We start from the raw sequence: 18,372 nt of genomic DNA on the forward strand, positions 1-18,372 counted from the left end.
CCGCTCTGGTACCGGACATCCAGCCTATATAGCGCTCAGTCATGACAACCCCCTTTCAATGATGCAGAGGAACGGTCTGATACCGTGTTCCGCCTTGGTCGACAGCGGTCAGCTGTCGTCACCGTTGCCCTTGTTTCTGGCCAGTTGCAGCTCGGGGCTGTCCAGCTTGGCCAGTTGGGGCATGGCCTGGGCCTTGAAGCTGGCCAGCGCCCGCCCGCTGAGAGACTCCGCCTGGGGCAGGTTGAGGGTGCGCGGGTTCTTGTGTACGCCGCCCACCACGAACTCATAGTGCAGGTGCGGGCCTGTGACCCGGCCGGTGCCGCCGAGCAGGCCGATGGTCTGGCCCTGCTTCACTCGCTGCCCCTTGTTGACGGTGCGCTTGGAGAGGTGCAGATACTTGGTCACGTAGTTGCCGGCGTGCTTGATGAAGACGTAGTTGCCGTTGAACTGGTTGTAGCCGGCGGCCACCACGCTGCCGCCGCCCGCCGCCATGATGGGTGTCCCCACCGGCGCCACGTAGTCGATGCCGTTGTGGGGACGCACCTTGCCGGTGACCGGGTGAAGGCGGCGCGGATTGAAGTTGGAGCTGATGTATTTGAAGTTGACCGGCGCGCGCAGGAAGCTCTTGCGCATCGCCTTGCCGTCCGGGGTGTAGTAGTTGCCATCCGTGTTCAGCACGGCACGGTAGATGGCCCCCTGGTTGACGAACTCGGCGGCCAGGATGTCGCCGGAGGCAACCCGCTCGTCATCCTGGTATTTGTCCTGGTAGACCACCCGGAAGCTGTCTCCCGGTTGCAGGTCCTGGGCAAAGTCGATGTCCCAGCCGAAGATGGCGGCGAGATCCATGATCTGGTCTTCCGTCATGCCCGCTTCGACGGCGGCGCCCCAGAAGCTGGAGCGGATTTCCCCCTGGGCCACCTGTTCGCGGGTGTCGAGCTCGATCTTCACCGGCCTGGCCACGAAGCCGTCATCCCGGCGGTTCACCTTGAGCGCCTGCTCCAGGCTGTGGGGGTAATAGAGGCTGTGCAGCTCGCCGCCCTTGGTGAGCTTGAAGGTGAGCTCCTGACCGGGTTTGAGCAGGCGCAGGGTATCCGTGCCCTCGAGCTGGTCGATGAGGTGCAGATCCGTGGTGCTGAGGCCCAGGCGCTGGAAGATGACCCCCATGTTGTCGCCGCTTCGCACCTTCACCTGTCTGGTGACGTAGTGCGGTTTGGGCGGGATGACGGGCTCGGCCCGTGCCAGCTGGGCCTCCTCGTCGACCTGCTGCTCGACGGCCAGTTCGTTGTCGTTGACATCGACCCGGGTGGCGACTGCCTGTTCGCTCGGCCAGGCCGCCAGCATCATCACCATGATGCTCAGGATAAGCACCATCTTGCGGTGCCAGTGAGGGAGAGAGTTGAAGGCGTGCCAAAGGACCATGAGAAGCAGACAAAGTTGAACCCGGAAGAAGGTCGGAGTTTACCGCCTTTCCAATTGGCCCGCCATTCCAGTAATATGTCTGGCCCTGTGGAATCGTGATTGGAGAGTCAAAAAATGTCCCAGCTCGAGGTGGCGCTAGCCGAGATCAAGCGCGGAGCGGAAGAAATTCTGGTTGAAGAAGAACTGATCGCCAAGTTGAAGGAAGGGCGCCCCCTGCGCATCAAGCTGGGGATGGACCCGACCGCGCCGGACATCCACCTGGGTCATACCGTGATCCTCAACAAGCTGAAGACCTTCCAGGATCTGGGCCATGAAGTGATCCTGCTGATCGGTGACTTCACCGCCATGGTGGGTGACCCCTCCGGCAAGAACGCCACCCGTCCGCCGCTCTCCGAAGAGGCCATCAAGCACAACGCCCTCACCTATGCCGAGCAGGCGTTCAAGATCCTCGATCCCGCCAAGACCCGCATCGAGTACAACTCGACCTGGCTGAGCGAGCTGGGCGCGACCGGCATGATCAAGCTGGCGGCCAAGCAGACCGTGGCCCGCATGATGGAGCGCGACGACTTCAAGAAGCGCTACAGCAACGGCCAGTCCATCGCCATTCACGAATTCCTCTATCCGCTGCTGCAAGGCTATGACTCGGTCGCGCTGAAGGCGGACGTCGAGCTCGGCGGTACCGATCAGAAGTTCAACCTGCTGATGGGCCGCGAGCTGCAAAAAGATGCCGGCATGGCGACCCAGTGCGTGCTGATGATGCCGCTCTTGGTGGGCCTGGATGGCGTCAAGAAAATGTCCAAGTCCGCTGCCAACTACATCGGCGTGCACGATGCCCCGGGCGAGATGTTCGGCAAGATCATGTCCATCACCGACGATCTGATGTGGAACTACTACGAACTGCTCTCCTTCCGTCCGCTGGCTGAAATCGAAGAGTTCAAGGCGGGCATTGCTGCCGGCACTCTCAACCCGCGCGACGTGAAGATCTGGCTGGCCAAAGAGATCATCGCCCGTTATCACGACGAGGCGGCGGCCGAAGCGGCCCACGAAGACTTCACCCAGCGCTTCTCCAAGAACGCCATTCCGGACGAAATGCCGGAAGTCGAGCTGGCTTTGGAAGGCGAAGGGCTGGCCATCGCCAACCTGCTCAAAGATGCCGATCTGGTGGCCACCACCTCCGAAGCGCTGCGGATGATCAAGCAGGGCGCGGTCAAGGTTGACGGCGAGAAGCTGGAAGATGGCAAGGCACTCATCGGTGCCGGTACCGCCGTCTACCAGGTCGGCAAGCGCAAGTTTGCCCGGGTGATCGTCAAGTAAGTCGCCACCTCTGGCGCCGCCATAAAAAGGCCTCCCTTGCGGAGGCCTTTTTGTTTTTTGGGAGCAGCATGGCGTTCGATGTCATGCAAAGGAGAGGGGCGATCAGCGTTCTCCTACCTGGCGAGCGGCATGGCTCCCAGGGCAGGTACGCAGGTATTGGTGGGGGGTCAGGCCGAACTCCTCCTTGAAGCGCGCGGCAAAGCGGCCGGGGGAGTCGTAGCCACAGGCGAGGGCGGTCTGAAGCGGCGTGAGCCCCTGTTGCTGCAGGGTGAGGGCGTGCCCCAGGCGTATCTGGGTCAGCACCTGGCGAAAGCTGCGTCCCTCGGCGGCCAGCTTGCGGACCAGAGAGGCGCGGCTCATGGCGAAGTGGGTCGCTACCGTCTCGAGCCGGTGATCAAGACCAGGCTCCACGCTGAGGTAACGGGCCAGCCGTTCCCCCAGGGTCATGGTGGTGGCAGGAAAGAGCAGGCCAAGGCCCCCCGCTTCCCTGAGCTCGCCATAAAACCCTTGCAGCAGCTGGGTCTGGGCCGTCTCGCAGAGCTGCCGCTGCGCCATGGTGGTGACGAGATCGAAGCAGAAGGCGAGGGCTGACGTCACCCTGATGGCCGGTGGCTTGAGGAGATCGAGGGTGCTCTCTGCCAGCCACTCGGCCGGTGGCGGGGCCAGCAGGGTGAGCGCCTGGGAGCGAAACGTGCCCTGCTCCGGCTGGTTGACGAAGGTGAGCCGGTGACCCGCCGGGATCAGCAGCCAGCTCTCCTTGTCAAAGGAGAGGCGCTGCTCCCGCCACCACAGCTGCTTGCGGCCCTGCTGCACCCAGATGAGGGTCGGCGCGTAGATGAGCACCCGGCGCAGGGGCTGCTGGCGGATCCCGAAGTAGTGATTCAGTTGCAGCAGGGGCGTGCTCATCGGGCGGGCTCCTAGGGGGTGGTGAAGGTGGCGGTCAGGGTGGCCTTGCCAAGGGCGAGGCTGTTGAGCATGTAGCCTACCATGGCGGGCGGGGTGTTGGCCTTCACCTCCAGCGCCTTGGGCAGGGCCCAGACGGTGAACTGGTAGCGGTGCATGCCGTGACCGGCGGGCGGGCAGGGGCCGCCATAACCCTGGGTACCGTAGTCGGTGCCAAGCTCCAGTCCCTGCTTGATCTTGCCGGAGGCATTGCTCGGCAGCTCGCTCTGGCTGGCCGGCAGGTTCACCACCAGCCAGTGCCACCAGCCGCTGCCGGTGGGGGCGTCCGGGTCATAGGCGGTGATGGCGACGCTCTGGGTGCCGGCGGGCAGGCTCTGCCAGCTCAACTGGGGGGAGCGGTTCTCGCCGCTGCAACCAAAGCCGTTGAAGCTGAAGACCTTGTCCATGGGTTCACCCTCGCGGATGTCGGTACTCTTGAGGGTCATGGCGCCGGCGGGCAGAGCCGCGAGGCAGAACAGGGGCAGCAGCGGGATAATGGGGGATCTCATGATGGGCACTCCTTTGTGTGAATATGGCATTCACTCTAAGGGGGCTGGCTCAAAACAGAGTGCCCGTATGGCTCAAATTATGCCATGGAGACGGCTTTTGTGAGCTGTTCGGGGCTTTTGAGGGGCATAAAAAAAACCGGCATCCTGGGATGCCGGTTTTTGGGAGAGGCGAGGGGCCTTAGCGCAGGATCATCTCGTCACGGCCCGGGCCGACGGAGACCATGGGCACCGGCACGCCCAGCAGGGCTTCGATGCGCAGCACATAGTCCTGGGCAGCCTTGGGCAGCTCGGCGAAGGTGCGGCAGCCGCTGATGTCTTCGCTCCAGCTCTCCATCTTCTCGTAGACGGGGGTGAGGGCGGCGGTCTGCGGCCAGATCGGGTTCTCGGTGTGGGCACCTTCGTAGGCCACGCAGATCTTCAGATCCGGCAGACCGGTCAGGCAGTCCAGCTTGGTCAGGGCCACTTCGGTGGCAGCCTGCAGCTCGACGCCGTTCTTGGTGGCAACGGCATCGAAGTAACCCACGTCACGGGGACGGCCGGTGGTGGCGCCGAACTCGTTGGTGATCTTGCGGAACTCGTCCTGGTTCTCCATGGCGGTCAGCAGGGTGCCGGTACCGACGGAGGAGCTGAATGCCTTGGCCACGGCGATGACGCGCTCCGGGCGCAGGCCCGGCAGACCGCCACCGATGCCGGCGTAGGCGCCGGAAACGTGGGAGGAGGTGACCCAGGGGTATTCGCCGTAGATGAGATCACGGCCGGCACCCAGCTGGGCTTCGAACAGCAGGGTCTTGCCTTCGGCTTGCAGCGCCTTGAGGGGCATGCTGACGTTGCAGACGGCGTCCAGCCAGGGAGCGGACACTTCCAGCAGCCAGTCGGCCATCTCCTGGGCGGTCTGGGTGAATTCGAAGTCCGGATAGAGAGCCTTCATCTGCGGCAGTTTCCAGTCCAGCATGAACTGGATGCGCTCGACCAGCACGTCCGGCTGTTTCAGCCAGCCCACCAGGATCGCCTTTTTCATGACCCGATCACCGTAAGCCGGGGCGATGCCCTGACGGGTGGAGCCGTAGGCGCCGTCACCCAGGCGTTGCTCTTCCAGGGTGTCTTCCAGCGCGTGCAGCGGCAGGCAGAGGGTGGCACGGTCAGAGATGGCGAGCTTGGGCATGACGCCGGAGGCCTTGACCTCTTCCAGCTCGACGGTGAGCTTCTCGGGGCTGATCACCATGCCGGGGCCCAGCACGACCAGGCAATCCGGGTTGAAGACGCCGCTCGGCACCTGGTGCAGCTTGAAGGTGCCCAGATCGTTGACCACGGTGTGGCCGGCGTTGTTGCCGCCCTGGAAACGAATACTGGCGCCAGCCTGGCCTGCCAGATAATCGACGATGCGGCCTTTGCCTTCATCACCCCAGTTAGCACCTACGACTACGATAGACGACATGACTCTTTCTCCTAAGACGTTAGGCGTCCATCCTAGGAGCCCCGTGAGGATTAGAAAAATTAATTATCTTTATAATTCCGATAAGGAAGCCATATAATTCCGGTGCAATTATCGACACCGCGCTCCCTTGTGTGGTGCCCGTGCCCTGGCGGCGCTGGCCCAGCCATCGACCCGGGAGAAGAGGAACCCCATGCTGGACATTCACTGGCTGCACACCTTCGTCACCCTGGCCCGGTTGCAGCACTTCGGCCAGACGGCCACCGAACTGCACATGACGCAACCCAATGTGAGCCTGCACCTCAAGAACCTGGAGCAGGCGACCCGGGTCAAGCTGGTGGAGCGCAGCCCGTTTCGCCTGACCCAGGCGGGGGAGCGGCTGCTGCAAAGCGCCGAGCGCGCCATCAACGAGTTGCAGCTCTGCCAGTCCGATCTCAATGCCCTGAGCCAGTTGAGCCAGGGGACGCTCGCCATCGCCGCCAGCGACATCATCTCGCGCCTGCTGCTCATCCAGCCGTTCCAGCGCTTCAAGCAGGCCTTCCCCGGCATCGACCTCACCCTGTTCAACACCACCTCGGATCAGGCGGCGGATCTGGTGCGGGCGGGCAAGGCGGATCTGGGCTTCGTGATGGCACAAAAGCGCAGCGAGCCGCTCTTCTACACCGAGTTGCAGCAGGTGACCTGGTGTGCCCTGGGGCACGGCCTGGCCCGCTGGCAGGCGCGGGCCAGCTCGGGAGAGAGCGATCCTCTGGACGAGCCGACCCTGATCCTGCTGGGGCACGACACCCGGACCCGGGCATTGATCGACCCCTCCCTGCCCCTGCTCGGCCTGCCGAGCTGCCGCATCATGGAGGTGGGGAGCGTGGATGCCCAGCTCGACTGGGCCGAGGCGGGCTTTGGCGTCGCCATCGTGCCGGATTTCTCCCTTCACCCCAGGCTCAAGCTGACCGCCCCGGTGACCCGGCTCACCGATTTTCCCGGTACCAGCCTGGGGTACGTGGTGCGCCAGAACCAGGTGCTGTCGCGGGCCATCAAGCAACTGCTGCACTGGGTGGAGGAGGAGATCCAGAATCCGGCGCTGCTGCTGGCGCCGTGACAGGCCAGGCGCCCGTTCCCGATAACCAAGAGGCCACCCCTGGGGTGGCCTCTTGGTTGGTGTTCATTGCCCGGCGGGGGCTGTGGTCCCCACCGCGTGGCTGGGCGGGCTGGCCGACATGGCCTCCGGTGATGGCGCCTCCAGCGGCGTTGCCGCCGAGGCGGGCGCCTCAGGCGGGGTCAGGGGATGGCCTGGCGCCAGGGTTGCGCTGCCCGGTGTGGGCGGCTCGGTCAGGGCCGGGGCCTGGTTGGTGGAGGCCGCCCCCGAACTGGTTGAGAGGGTCGCGGCGGCCGGCTGCTCCGGCAAGGTGTCGGACCCCTCCAGTGGCGCGGTGCCTTCCAGGGGGCCTGTCCCATCGGTCGGTGTGGCCGCGCTGCTCGCCGGGGACAAGGTCGGCAAGGCACCCGATGTCGCCCCGGCACCGGATGCCGTGAGGGTGTCCGCCGGGATGGTGGGCACGGCATCCAGCATGCCGGGATGGAGCAGGGCGATGCTGCCCGCCTGCATGCCTTCCCAGGTGAGGGTGGTCAGTGCCGGATGCAGCCGGGTGAACTGCTTGAGCCGCTCGTTCAGAACGTCCCGCAGGGTGTGCACCTCGCTCTCGGGCAGACTGGCCAGCGCCACCAGTTCGGCGGTGACGGCGAAGGTATTGACGCCGCTTGTCTGCCCCGGATAGAGGTTGGCGCCAATGCGGCTGCGATCATAGTAGGGGTGCTGCTTGAGCAGCTTGTCCACCTGTTCCCCCTCGATGGGAATGAGGCGGGCCTGACAGCGGCCGGTGAGATCGCCGATGGCCTGATTGGGGTGACCGGCGACCACGAAGGCGGCATCCAGGGTGCCGTCACAGAGCCCCTCCAGCCGGTTGCCCGCGGAGATCACGGGCGGGCGGCTGAAGTCGGCGATCCGCCACCCCATGGCATCGAGCAGGGCCCGGCTGGTGACCCTGTCCCCGGAGTTGGGGGCGCCGACATCGACCCGCTTGCCCTTGATGTCGGCCAGGGTGGTGATGTTGCTGGTGGCGCTGGCAATCAGGGTCAGGGACTCCTTGTGGAGCCGCAAGAGGCTGCGCAGCTGATCGTCCGGGGCCTGGCCCGCGAAGGGGCCGCTGCCGTGCACCGCATGGTAGAGCACATCCGACTGCATCAGGGCGAGCTGTACCTCTCCCTTGGCGAGCGCCGCCAGATTGGCGATGGAGCCCGAGGTACTCTGCACCGTGCAGTGCAGGCCGTGGCGGGCACTCTCCTCGTTGAGCAGGCGGCAGATGGCCCCCCCTGTGGGGTAGTAGACGCCGTTGAGGGCTCCCGTACCGATGGTGACATAGGCGGGGGAGGCGAAGAGGGAGGGCGCCAGCACGGCCGCAAGCCAGGGCAGGGCGGTACGTGGCAGACGCAACAGGGCAGAGAAGGCGAATGGGCGCATAGTGGACCGAAACCGTGGCTGAACATAAGGAGGAGGCGGGCTCATCCGGTGATGAGCCTCATCTTATCCGTATCAGACGGGAAGCTGAACGGATTTTACCGCTTTCGCGCGCACCGGGCGGCCTGGGGCCGCCGCCCGGTACGGTTCGCTAGCGGGTCTGGAGAATGGCTTTCTCCATGCGGGCCAGGGCCTCGGTGAGACGGGCCCGGGTGCAGCCAAAGTTGAGCCGCACGAACTGGCCGTTGCCGAACTGGGCACCGGGGGAGAGACCCACGCCCGCCTGTTCGAAGAAGGCGACGGGATCGTCCAGGCCCAGGGCGCTCATGTCGATCCAGGCGAGGTAGGTGGCCTGGTTGCGGGCCAGCTTGACGCCGGGCCAGCGGGCCACGGCCTGCTCGATCAGGGCCAGGTTGCCGGCCAGGTAGTCGAGCTGTTCATTCAGCCACTGCTCGCCCCCCTCATAGGCCGCCTCGGCCGCCACGAACCCCAGCAGATTGACGTCGGCGCTGATGCCGCGCATCGCCTGTTGCAGCTTGAGCCGCAGGCGGGCATTGGGGATCACGGCGAAGGAGCAGCACAGCCCCGCGATGTTGAAGGTCTTGCTCGGCGCCATCATGACGGCGGAGCGCTCGGCCGCCTCCGGGCTCAGGGCACCATAGGGGATGTGGCGGGCATCTTTGTCCAGCAGCAGGTCGCAGTGGATTTCGTCGGAGCAGATCACCAGGTTGTGGCGCTCGGCGATGGCGTCGATGGCCAGCAGCTCTTCCCGGGTGAAGACGGTGCCACCCGGGTTGTGGGGGTTGCACAGCAGCAGCAGATCCGCCGAGGGGGCCTGACGCTCAAGCTCTTCGAGATCCAGCACCCAGCGGCCTTCTTCCTCCACCACGGGGACGGTGAGCAGGGGGCGGTCATTGAAGCCCGGCGCCTGCAGGAAGGGGTAGTAGACCGGCTTGGGGGTGATGATGCCGCGCCCGTGTTGGCTCCAGGCCTTGCAGGCGAGATTGAGGCCCGGCACCACCCCGGGCAGGAAGACGAGCCATTCGGGCTGGATGGTCCAGCCATAGCGGCTGGCCAGACGCGATACGATCAGTTCGATGAGCCGGGGAGAGGGGCGCGAATAGCCGAAGATGCCGTGGGCGACCCGTTTGGTAAGGGCCTCCAGTACGGCGGGGGGAGAGACGAAGTCGGTGTCTGCGACCCACATGGGCAGGACATCCTGACCCTTGTATTTGTCCCATTTCAGGCTCATGGTACCGCTGCGATCTATTTCCCGGTCAAAATCAAACATGTTAAATCCTTGTACTGGCGCTGGATGGGCTTCCAATGTACGGACTTGGACGCCCCCCCGCAACCCTTGAGGTGGCTGTTGATAATGACATAAAATAGCCGCCGCCATACGCCAAGCCCGCCCGCATCTGGCTCCTTTTTTTCTTCCATATCAATGGTATCTCTATGAGTTTGCTGTCTGTTGCCCGCAAGAGGCCGGATCCCGTCTCTCTCTCGTTTCTCGCCGTGACCTTCATGACCGGGGTGGCGGTGGCGCTGCAGGTGCCGACCTTGAGCCTGTTTCTGGCCGAGGAGGTGCAGGTGCGCCCCTTCCTGGTGGGGCTCTTCTACACGGTGAACGCGGTGATCGGCATCCTCATCAGCCAGTGGCTCGGCCACCGCTCCGACAACAAGGGGGATCGCAAGCAGCTGATCCTGCGCTGCTGCTTCGCCGGCATCGTGCTCTCTCTGCTGTTTGCCTGGAACCGGCAGTACTGGTTGCTGGTGAGCCTGGGGGTGCTGCTGGCGAGCCTGACCGCCACCGCCAGCCCGCAGTTGTTCGCCCTGGCGCGGGAATACGCCGACAGCCGCAACAAACAGGCCGACATGTTCAGCTCGGTGCTGCGGGCCCAGTTCTCCCTGGCCTGGGTGATAGGGCCGCCCATCGCCTTCGCGCTCGCCATCGGTTACGGCTTTGAGGTGATGTATCTGGCCTCGGCGCTGGCCTATGTCATCTGCGCTTTCGTGGTGTGGCGCTGGCTTCCCTCCCTGCCGCTGCCGGTGATGGACAGCGAGGTGGAGCGGGTGAGTAGCTGGCGGGATCCGTCGGTGCGGGCGCTCTTCATCGCCTCCACCCTGATGTGGACCTGCAACAGCATGTACCTCATCAACATGCCCCTCTACATCACCCGCGAGCTGGGGCTGGAGGAGAAGCTGGCCGGTTTGCTGATGGGCACGGCGGCGGCCCTGGAGATCCCCTTCATGCTGCTGGCGGGCTACTACACCCGGCGCTTCGGCAAGCGGCCCATGATGCTGCTGGCGGTGCTGGCCGGGGTCGGTTTCTATGGCGGTCTCGTGACCCTGTCGAGCCAGCATGCCCTCATTGCGCTGCAACTGCTCAATGCCATCTTCATCGGCATCGTGGCCGGCATCGGCATGTCCTATTTCCAGGACTTGATGCCGGGGCGCGCCGGGGTGGCGACCACGCTCTTTTCCAACAGCATCCGCACCGGCTCCATCATGGCGGGGGCCATCGCGGGGACGGTGGCGGAGCTCTGGAGCTTCCACGGGGTCTTCATGGTGGCGGCGGCCCTGGCGCTGATGGCGCTGGCCGCCTGCTGGCGGGTCCCCAACGTATAGGGGATGCAAAAGGGAGCCGATGCCCGGATGTGCCGGCACCAGTGCCCCGGTCGTGCGGGGAAGAAGCGGCCTTACCTGGGGTTGTCTCCCTGGTATTCGATGCGCAGGCAGCGCAGCAGCAGCTCGGCCGCCGGCCCCAGCGCCTCCACCGAGGGGGTGAGCAGGTAGGTGTAGAGATAGCGCTCGCTGCCGCCGGTGAGGTCGAGCTGCACCAGCGAGCCCTCGGCGAGCTCCTCCTGCACCAGGTGGCGGGGCACCCAGGCGTAACCCATGCCAAGGCGCACCATGTTGAGCACCTCATGATAGTGGGTCGCCTTCCAGCCGGTGTCGTCCGCATCGTTCCAGTCCACCGAGCGGTGGATGGGGGGATGCAGGCTTATCTGGTTGTGGCTGGCCAGCACCTCGGCGGTGATGGACTCTCCCTGCTCCGCAAGGGGGTGGCCCGCTGCGCACAGAGGAAGCAGACAGACTTCGTCCAGCGGCAGGCCGGTGCGATCCTGTGGCAGGTGCTCGGAGAGCATCAGATCTCCCGCCTGCAGCGCATTGAAGTGGCAGTGGATCCGCTCGTGCAGGTTGATGCGGCAACCGCGGCTGCGGGGATAGAAGTGGGCCAGCGCCCGGTAGAGGCGCTCCCGCGGCTGCACCACGGACACATAGAGGTTGATCTGCGGCTCCCACTGCCGCTCCAGGTTGTTGGCCAGGTTCTCCAGCTCTTCCACCTGCTGGCTGAGCTGGCGCGCCCGCTTGAGGAAGATCTCCCCCGCCGGCGTCAGCACCGCCTTGCGCCCCCGCACCTCCAGCAGGGCCACCCCCAGACTCTGTTGCAGCTTGGCAACCGCATGATTGAGGGAGGATTGGCTCTTGTTCAGCGCCTCGGCAGCCTGGGCATAACCGCCGCAGTCCACCACTGCCTGAAAGATCCGCCATTGCTCAAACGTGCTCTTGGGACGAAACATAGTGCAACCTGTCTGGGGCCGATGGGATTCAACAGGGCGCGCCTTGGCACCCCCTCTTCACTGTAATCCCATCCGGTTGATTTGTTGATTTATTTGGGCTGGGCCACGAAGGTCTTGCCGCTCTGGCCCTGACTGTCACGCCCCATCAGGTAGAGATAGAGGGGCATCAGATCGGCCGGGGTCTTGAGGGTTTGCGGATCTTCCGCCGGGAAGGCGCTGGCCCGCATCCTGGTGCGAGTGCCGCCCGGGTTCAGGGTGTTGACCCGCACCCTGGTGTTCTCCAGCTCGTCCGCCAGCACCTCCATCATGCCTTCGACGGCGAACTTGGAAATGGCATAGGTGCCCCAGTAGGCGCGCCCCTTGCGGCCCACGCTGGAGGAGGTGTAGACGATGGACGCCTCGCCGTGCTCCTTGGCGGTCTGGCGAATGAGGGGCAGCAGCGCCTGGGTCAGCAGGAATTCGGATTTGACGTTGACCTGCATCACCTCGTCCCACTCCTGCTCCTGAATGTGTTCGAACGGCGACAGGGTACCGAGCAGCCCGGCGTTGAACAGCACGCCGTCGAGGCGGCCGAACTGCTGGGCGAAGGTCTCCGCCATGCCGCGGTAGTGGGCGGCAGTAGCCCCTTTCAAGTCCACTGGCACGATGGCGGGCAGGGGGTGACCGGCCGCTTCAATCTGGTCGTAGACAGCCTCCAGCTTGGCACTGGTGCGCCCGAGCAGGATCACGGTGGCACCGTGGGCCGCATAGGTGAGGGTCGCTTCGCGGCCGATGCCGTCACCGGCGCCCGTCACCAGAATGACCTTGTCCTTGAGCAGATCACGGGGGGCCTGATAGTCGAGCATGTGGACTCCTGTTAACAATGCCTGGCGGCTTGGTGCAACGAATCGAGTGGGCAAGTGTACTGACCCGGCCCGGCAGTTGACCAGTATGAGACGGCAAAAATGTGAATAAAACAGGGCGATAGCGTCGATCCCTCCGCCCTTGGCACGGGAGATGGCAGAGTTTTTGCGCGAGGGGGGCAAACTCCTTACTATGTGAAAAAACCGGACATTGAGCGGAGCATCAAGTGGCATTTTTGACCGAATACGGCCTGTTTCTGGCCAAGACCCTCACCTTCTTGCTGGCCATCGGCGCCGTCATCCTGATGGTGGCGAGCAGCCGCCAGCCCAAATCCCGCAAGGGGGAGCTGGTGGTGACCGATCTCTCCGGCGAGCTGGAGCAGGGGCGCCATCAACTGCAGGCAGCCCTGGCGGGCAAGGCCGAGCGCAAGCAGATGGAGAAGACCCGCAAGGCGGAGCACAAGGCCAAAGCCAAGGGGGAGGATGAGCGCAGCCGGCTGTTCGTCATCGACTTCAACGGCAGCATGGATGCCAAGGAGGTGGCCTCCCTGCGGGAAGAGGTGAGTGCCGTGATAGGCGTGGCCCGGCCCGGGGACGAGGTGCTGCTGCGCCTCGAATCCGGCGGCGGCGTGGTGCACGGCTACGGCCTGGCCGCCTCCCAGTTGCAGCGGCTGCGGGACAAGGACATCACGCTGACCGTGGCCATCGACAAGGTGGCGGCGAGCGGTGGCTACATGATGGCCTGCGTCGCGGACAAGATCCTGGCGGCGCCGTTCGCCATCGTCGGCTCCATCGGGGTGATTGCCCAGATGCCGAACTTCAACAAGCTGCTCAAGAAGCACGACATCGAATTCGAGATGCACACCGCAGGCCAGTACAAGCGCACCATCACCATGTTCGGCGAGAACGACGATCTGGGGCGGGAGAAGTTTCGCGAGGAGCTGGGGGCCATCCACGAACAGTTCAAGGCCTTCGTGGCCGAGCACAGACCCGGTCTCGACATCGACAAGGTGACCACCGGCGAGCATTGGCTGGCGAGCCAGGCCAAGCAGCTCGGACTGGTGGATGCGCTTTGCACCAGCGATGACTACCTGCTGGCCCAGGCCAGCCATCACAAGGTGGTCGGCATCCGCTACAGCAAACCCAGGAGCCTGACCCAGAAGCTTGGCAAGCAGGCGGCACTGGGGCTGGAGGGGGCCCTCGGCCGCCTGTGGCAGCAGAGCCCCTGGCGCTGAGAACCTGTTTCGAGCTTACTGCGAGGTCGTGATCATGGCTCATGTGCTGCTCGGAATCCTCATGTGTATCTACACACTCCGGTTCCTGCGCTGCTCTTCACCTTGCTGACGATCTCTCGCTACAGCTCGTGAACAGGTTTTATAGCTCAGTGCAAAGGACTAAAAAGAGAGCCGGGCATTGCCCGGCTCTCTTTTTTTATTGCGTCGGCTCTGCAGGCCGATGGCGCACCTCAGCGCTGGAAGGGGTAGACGGAACCGAGTTTCAGGATCTGGGTCAGCTCGTCCAGGGCGGTGCGGGTCTCCAGCACCAGGGAGGGGTCCCGCAGATCGTCCAGCGCCAGGCTGTCGCGATAGTGCTTCTCGACCCACTGATCCAGGCGGGCAAACTGGTTGTCGGTGATGAGGCAGGCCGGGTTGACCGCGGCGAGCTCGGTGTCGTTCATGGCAACCCGCAGGCGCAGACAGGCGGGGCCGCCGCCGTTTCTCATGCTCTGCTTCACGTCCATGTAGTGGACGTCCTTGATGGGGGTGCCCAGGGTCACCAGCCTGGCCAGATAGGCGGACACAGCCGGGTTGTCGCGGCATTCGGTGGGGGCGATGATCGCCATCTCGCCGGATGGCAGGGTGAGGATCTGGGTGTTGAACAGGTAGGATTTCACCGCATCCTGCACCGACACTTCGCTGGTCGGCACTTCGATGAAGTGCAGCTCACCGTCGCCGAACTTGGTACGCACCTCGGCCAGCGCAGCGTCGGTATTGAGGAACGCCTGCTGGTGGAAGAAGAGCACGTTCTGGTTGCCCACCGCGATGACATCGTTGTGGAACACCCCCTGATCGATCACGTCCGGGTTCTGCTGAATGAAGACCGCGCTCTCATCCCCAAGGCCATGCAGGCGGGCGATGGCCTGGCTCGCTTCCAGGGTCTGGCGGGCCGGATAGCGTTTGGGGGCGGGCTGGGAGACGTCGAAGGCGCTGCGGCCATAGACGAACAGCTCGACCCCCGCTTCGCCATAGGCGCGGCACAGCCGGGTGTGGTTGGCGGCGCCTTCGTCACCGAAGTGGTCGTTCTCCGGCAGATGCTGGTGGTGATAGAAGTGGCGATCGTTGTTGAACACGGCCCGCAGGATGCGCCCGGTCACCTCGGGCTCCAGGGAGCGGTGGAACTTGTTGGTCAGGTTGGCGGGGGTGAAATGGATGCGGCCATCCTGGGTGTCGGCGCTCGGGGAGACGGTGGCGGCGTTGGCAGTCCACATGCTGGAGGCGGAGTAGCAGGCGGCCAGCACGGCGGGGGCCTGTCTGGCGGCCTGGGCCAGGACGCTGGCATCGTTGCCGGTGAAGCCCAGGCGGCGCAGGGTCGCGAGATCCGGCCTCTCCTGGGGGGCCAGCACGCCCTGCACCATGCCGAGGTCGGTCAGCGCCTTCATCTTGCGCAGCCCCTGCTTGGCCGCTTCCTTGGGGTTGGAGGCCTCTTTGGCGTTGCTCTGGGAGGCGACGTTGCCATAGGAGAGGCCGGCATAGTTGTGGGTGGGGCCGACCAGGCCGTCGAAGTTGACCTCGAAGTGCTTCATGATCACATCCTTTCGATTTTTATATGGGGAGCGGTTCCTTCCGCGCACAAAGCTGCGGTGTGCGGCCATTATAAAGAGATTTCATCCTTTGTAACAAGCTGATAACCAGAATGGGTTTTTATGTCACAAGGGTGGCTGGATATGTCATTTCCAATCTAAAAAAGGGGGGGATATAGCATAAAAACAAAAAAGCGGTTGCTTCCCGCGCCCCGGCTTCGCATTAATAAATAAAGAAGCAGGGCGGTTCGGGCTGTCGGGCAAATTGACCCGCAAGATTGCTTTTTCCCGTCAAATCTCTTATACAGCCCCACAAAACCGCACGCCAACCCCGTCGGGTGCAATGAGGATAATAGTTACAGCATGGGCAAATCACTGGTCATCGTGGAGTCTCCGGCCAAGGCCAAGACCATCAACAAATATTTGGGCAAGGACTACGTGGTGAAATCCAGCGTAGGCCACGTGCGCGATCTGCCGACCAGCGGCAGCGCCAGCACCGAGCCCAAAAAACCTGTCATTCGCGGCATCAAGCTCAGCGAATCCGAGAAGGCGGCCAAGGATCGCAACGCCCTGTTCTCAAGGATGGGCATCAACCCTACCGCAGGCTGGCAGGCCAACTACCAGATTTTGCCCGGCAAGGAAAAAGTGGTCAGCGAGTTGCAAAGTCTGGCCGCCAAGGCCGACACCATCTATCTCGCAACCGACTTGGATAGAGAGGGGGAAGCGATCGCCTGGCACCTGCGCGAGATCATCGGTGGCGACGACAGCCGCTACAAGCGCGTGGTGTTCAACGAGATCACCAAGAGCGCCATCCAGGAGGCGTTCGCCCAGCCGTCCGAGTTGAACATTCATCGCGTCAACGCCCAGCAGGCCCGTCGTTTCCTCGACCGGGTGGTGGGCTACATGGTCTCCCCGCTCTTGTGGAAGAAGCTGGCCCGCGGCCTCTCCGCCGGTCGGGTGCAATCCGTCGCGGTGCGCCTCATCGTCGACAAGGAGCGCGAGATCAAGGCGTTCGTGCCGGTGGAGTTCTGGGATCTCAACGCCGACCTGCTCACCGCCGAGAAGAGTGAGCTGCGCATGGAGGTGGTCAGCCGCAATGGTGCCGACTTCAAGCCGGTGACCCAGGCCGAGACCTTCGCCGCCGTGGCGGCCCTGGAAGGGGTCGACTACAAGGTGGTCAACCGGGAAGACAAGCCGACCGGCTCCAAGCCGTCCGCTCCCTTCATCACGTCCACCCTGCAGCAGGCCGCTTCTACTCGTCTGAGCTTCGGGGTCAAGAAGACCATGATGATGGCCCAGCGTCTCTATGAAGCGGGTTACATCACCTATATGCGTACCGACTCCACCAACCTCAGCAAAGAGGCGGTGGACGCGGTGCGGGAATACATCGGCGAGCAGTATGGCGCCGCCTACCTGCCGAGCGATCCGAACCTCTACGGCGCCAAGGCCAATGCCCAGGAGGCCCACGAGGCGATCCGCCCCTCCAGCGTTCAGGTGACTGCCGAGATGCTGGAAGGGATGGAGCCCGATGCCATGCGGCTCTATGACCTCATCTGGCGCCAGTTTGTCGCCTGCCAGATGACCCCGGCCCAGTACGACTCCTCCACCCTGACCGTCAAGGCAGGGGAGTTCGAGCTCAAGGCGCGCGGTCGCACCCTGCGCTTCGCCGGCTGGACCAAGGCCCTGCCGCCCATGGGCCGCAAGGGTGAAGACAGCCAGCTGCCGGCGGTGACCGTCGGCGAGGTGCTGAAACTGGTCAAGCTGGATCCGCGCCAGCACTTCACCAAGCCGCCCGCCCGCTTCACCGAAGCGGCCCTGGTACGCGAGCTGGAAAAGCGCGGCATCGGCCGTCCGTCCACTTACGCCTCCATCATCTCCACCATCGTCGACCGTGGGTATGTGCGGGTCGAGAGCCGCCGCTTCTTCGCCGAGAAGATGGGGGAGATCGTCACCGACCGCCTGGTGGAGAACTTCGTCGAGCTGATGAACTACGAGTTCACCGCCAAGATGGAAGACAAGCTCGACGGCATCGCCGAGGGGAGCCTGGAGTGGAAGAAGGTGCTCGACGCCTTCTACGCCGAGTTCACCCAGGAGCTGGAGCAGGCCGACAAGCCCCATGAAGAGGGGGGCATGCGTGCCAACCAGATGGTGCTGACCGATATCGACTGCCCGGATTGTGGCCGCAAGATGGGTATCCGTACCGCCACCACCGGCGTCTTCCTCGGCTGCTCCGGCTATGCCCTGCCGCCCAAGGAGCGCTGCAAGAAGACCATCAACCTGGTCAGTGCGGACGAGTTCGTCTCCGCCACCGACGGGGACGAGGCGGAAACCGATGCTCTGCGTGCCAAGCATCGTTGCGGGATCTGCGGCACCGCCATGGACGCCTACATCATCGACGACAGCCGCAAGCTGCACGTCTGCGGTCGCAACCCGGATTGCGATGGCTACGAGGTGGAGCAGGGGCAGTTCAAGCTCAAGGGCTACGAAGGGCCGAGCATCGAGTGCGATCGCTGCGGCTCCGAGATGCAACTCAAGAACGGCCGTTTCGGCAAATACATGGGTTGCACCAACGAGAGCTGCAAGAACACCCGCAAGATCCTGAAAAATGGCGATATTGCACCGCCGAAAGAGGATCCGGTACCCCTGCCCGAGCTGAAATGCACCCAGTCCGACGCCCACTTCGTGCTGCGGGACGGCGCCGCCGGCCTCTTCTTGGCCGCCAGCAACTTCCCCAAATCCCGCGAGACCCGTGCGCCCCTGGTGGAGGAGCTCAAGCGCTTCCGCGATCGCCTCTCCCCCAAGCACCAGTACCTGGCGGACGCCCCGGCGTCAGATCCTGACGGAAACGCCTCCGTGGTGCGCTTCAGCCGCAAGACCAAGGAGCAGTACGTGATGACCGAGGTCAACGGCAAGGCGACCGGCTGGACAGCCCATTACGACAACGGAAAATGGCAGGAGAGCCTGCCCAAGGCGAAGAAAGCCTGATGGCGACGCCGCTCACAGCATGATGAAAGAGGC

14 protein-coding genes are annotated in these 18,372 nt (G+C 64.1%); 5 read left to right on the forward strand and 9 right to left on the reverse strand.

Features of this window, described 5'->3' with window-relative positions; genetic code table 11:
* Positions 1 to 108: 108 nt before the first annotated feature.
* A complete protein-coding gene (locus HKD46_RS13885) occupies positions 109 to 1,419 on the reverse strand; it encodes a peptidoglycan DD-metalloendopeptidase family protein (RefSeq protein WP_103243549.1) in 1,311 nt (436 codons plus the stop codon).
* Positions 1,420 to 1,533: 114 nt separating this feature from the next.
* Between HKD46_RS13885 and tyrS the strand changes: the two genes are divergently transcribed.
* Positions 1,534 to 2,733 (forward strand): tyrosine--tRNA ligase, encoded by a 1,200-nt coding sequence (tyrS, locus tag HKD46_RS13890; RefSeq protein ID WP_171865552.1) that lies wholly within the window; start codon positions 1,534 to 1,536, stop codon positions 2,731 to 2,733.
* Between the two features lie 102 nt (positions 2,734 to 2,835).
* Here tyrS and HKD46_RS13895 read toward each other — a convergent pair whose 3' ends face one another.
* The 3 genes from HKD46_RS13895 to HKD46_RS13905 all read right to left on the reverse strand — a co-directional run bounded on the left by HKD46_RS13895 (position 2,836) and on the right by HKD46_RS13905 (position 5,619).
* Positions 2,836 to 3,639: a helix-turn-helix transcriptional regulator gene (locus tag HKD46_RS13895; protein WP_171865553.1), complete on the reverse strand. Its 804-nt coding sequence runs from the start codon at positions 3,637 to 3,639 to the stop codon at positions 2,836 to 2,838.
* Positions 3,640 to 3,650: 11 nt separating this feature from the next.
* The gene (locus HKD46_RS13900) at positions 3,651 to 4,184 is read right to left on the reverse strand and encodes a YbhB/YbcL family Raf kinase inhibitor-like protein (protein WP_049637270.1); all 534 of its coding nucleotides are present in this window, start codon (positions 4,182 to 4,184) and stop codon (positions 3,651 to 3,653) included.
* A 178-nt stretch (positions 4,185 to 4,362) separates the two neighbouring features.
* On the reverse strand, positions 4,363 to 5,619 hold the full coding sequence (locus HKD46_RS13905) for an adenylosuccinate synthetase (protein ID WP_171865554.1): 1,257 nt from the start codon (positions 5,617 to 5,619) through the stop codon (positions 4,363 to 4,365).
* Positions 5,620 to 5,809: 190 nt separating this feature from the next.
* On the opposite strand from HKD46_RS13905, the gene HKD46_RS13910 reads away from it, so the two are divergent.
* Positions 5,810 to 6,712: a LysR family transcriptional regulator gene (locus HKD46_RS13910; protein ID WP_041212603.1), complete on the forward strand. Its 903-nt coding sequence runs from the start codon at positions 5,810 to 5,812 to the stop codon at positions 6,710 to 6,712.
* A gap of 63 nt (positions 6,713 to 6,775) precedes the next feature.
* Here the strand turns inward: HKD46_RS13910 and HKD46_RS13915 are convergent, their stop codons facing one another.
* Both HKD46_RS13915 and HKD46_RS13920 read right to left on the reverse strand, forming a co-directional pair.
* Positions 6,776 to 8,131, reverse strand: a complete 1,356-nt coding sequence (locus HKD46_RS13915) for a TAXI family TRAP transporter solute-binding subunit (RefSeq protein ID WP_171865555.1) — start codon at positions 8,129 to 8,131, stop codon at positions 6,776 to 6,778.
* A 148-nt stretch (positions 8,132 to 8,279) separates the two neighbouring features.
* Positions 8,280 to 9,419 carry a MalY/PatB family protein gene (locus HKD46_RS13920; protein WP_010673889.1) on the reverse strand — a complete coding sequence of 380 codons (1,140 nt, stop codon included), beginning with the start codon at positions 9,417 to 9,419 and terminating at the stop codon, positions 8,280 to 8,282.
* Positions 9,420 to 9,583: 164 nt separating this feature from the next.
* Here HKD46_RS13920 and HKD46_RS13925 point away from each other — a divergent pair, with 164 nt between their 5' ends.
* The gene (locus HKD46_RS13925) at positions 9,584 to 10,756 is read left to right on the forward strand and encodes an MFS transporter (protein WP_039040518.1); all 1,173 of its coding nucleotides are present in this window, start codon (positions 9,584 to 9,586) and stop codon (positions 10,754 to 10,756) included.
* Positions 10,757 to 10,827: 71 nt separating this feature from the next.
* Here HKD46_RS13925 and HKD46_RS13930 read toward each other — a convergent pair whose 3' ends face one another.
* Positions 10,828 to 11,712 (reverse strand): LysR family transcriptional regulator, encoded by an 885-nt coding sequence (locus HKD46_RS13930; RefSeq protein ID WP_043155907.1) that lies wholly within the window; start codon positions 11,710 to 11,712, stop codon positions 10,828 to 10,830.
* 89 nt (positions 11,713 to 11,801) lie between these two features.
* The gene (locus HKD46_RS13935; protein ID WP_171865556.1) at positions 11,802 to 12,557 is read right to left on the reverse strand and encodes a YciK family oxidoreductase; all 756 of its coding nucleotides are present in this window, start codon (positions 12,555 to 12,557) and stop codon (positions 11,802 to 11,804) included.
* Positions 12,558 to 12,781: 224 nt separating this feature from the next.
* On the opposite strand from HKD46_RS13935, the gene sohB reads away from it, so the two are divergent.
* Positions 12,782 to 13,789: a protease SohB gene (sohB, locus tag HKD46_RS13940; protein ID WP_042880316.1), complete on the forward strand. Its 1,008-nt coding sequence runs from the start codon at positions 12,782 to 12,784 to the stop codon at positions 13,787 to 13,789.
* 230 nt (positions 13,790 to 14,019) lie between these two features.
* On the opposite strand, the gene astB is transcribed toward sohB, so the two are convergent.
* Positions 14,020 to 15,357: an N-succinylarginine dihydrolase gene (astB, locus tag HKD46_RS13945; RefSeq protein WP_010673894.1), complete on the reverse strand. Its 1,338-nt coding sequence runs from the start codon at positions 15,355 to 15,357 to the stop codon at positions 14,020 to 14,022.
* A gap of 360 nt (positions 15,358 to 15,717) precedes the next feature.
* Between astB and topA the strand changes: the two genes are divergently transcribed.
* Positions 15,718 to 18,339 (forward strand): type I DNA topoisomerase, encoded by a 2,622-nt coding sequence (topA, locus tag HKD46_RS13950; protein WP_039040523.1) that lies wholly within the window; start codon positions 15,718 to 15,720, stop codon positions 18,337 to 18,339.
* The last annotated feature ends 33 nt before the right edge of the window (positions 18,340 to 18,372 follow it).

The sequence above is a fragment of the Aeromonas sp. TW 6 genome (assembly GCF_013168745.1).
In the GTDB taxonomy this organism is placed as follows: Bacteria; Pseudomonadota; Gammaproteobacteria; order Enterobacterales; family Aeromonadaceae; genus Aeromonas; species Aeromonas caviae.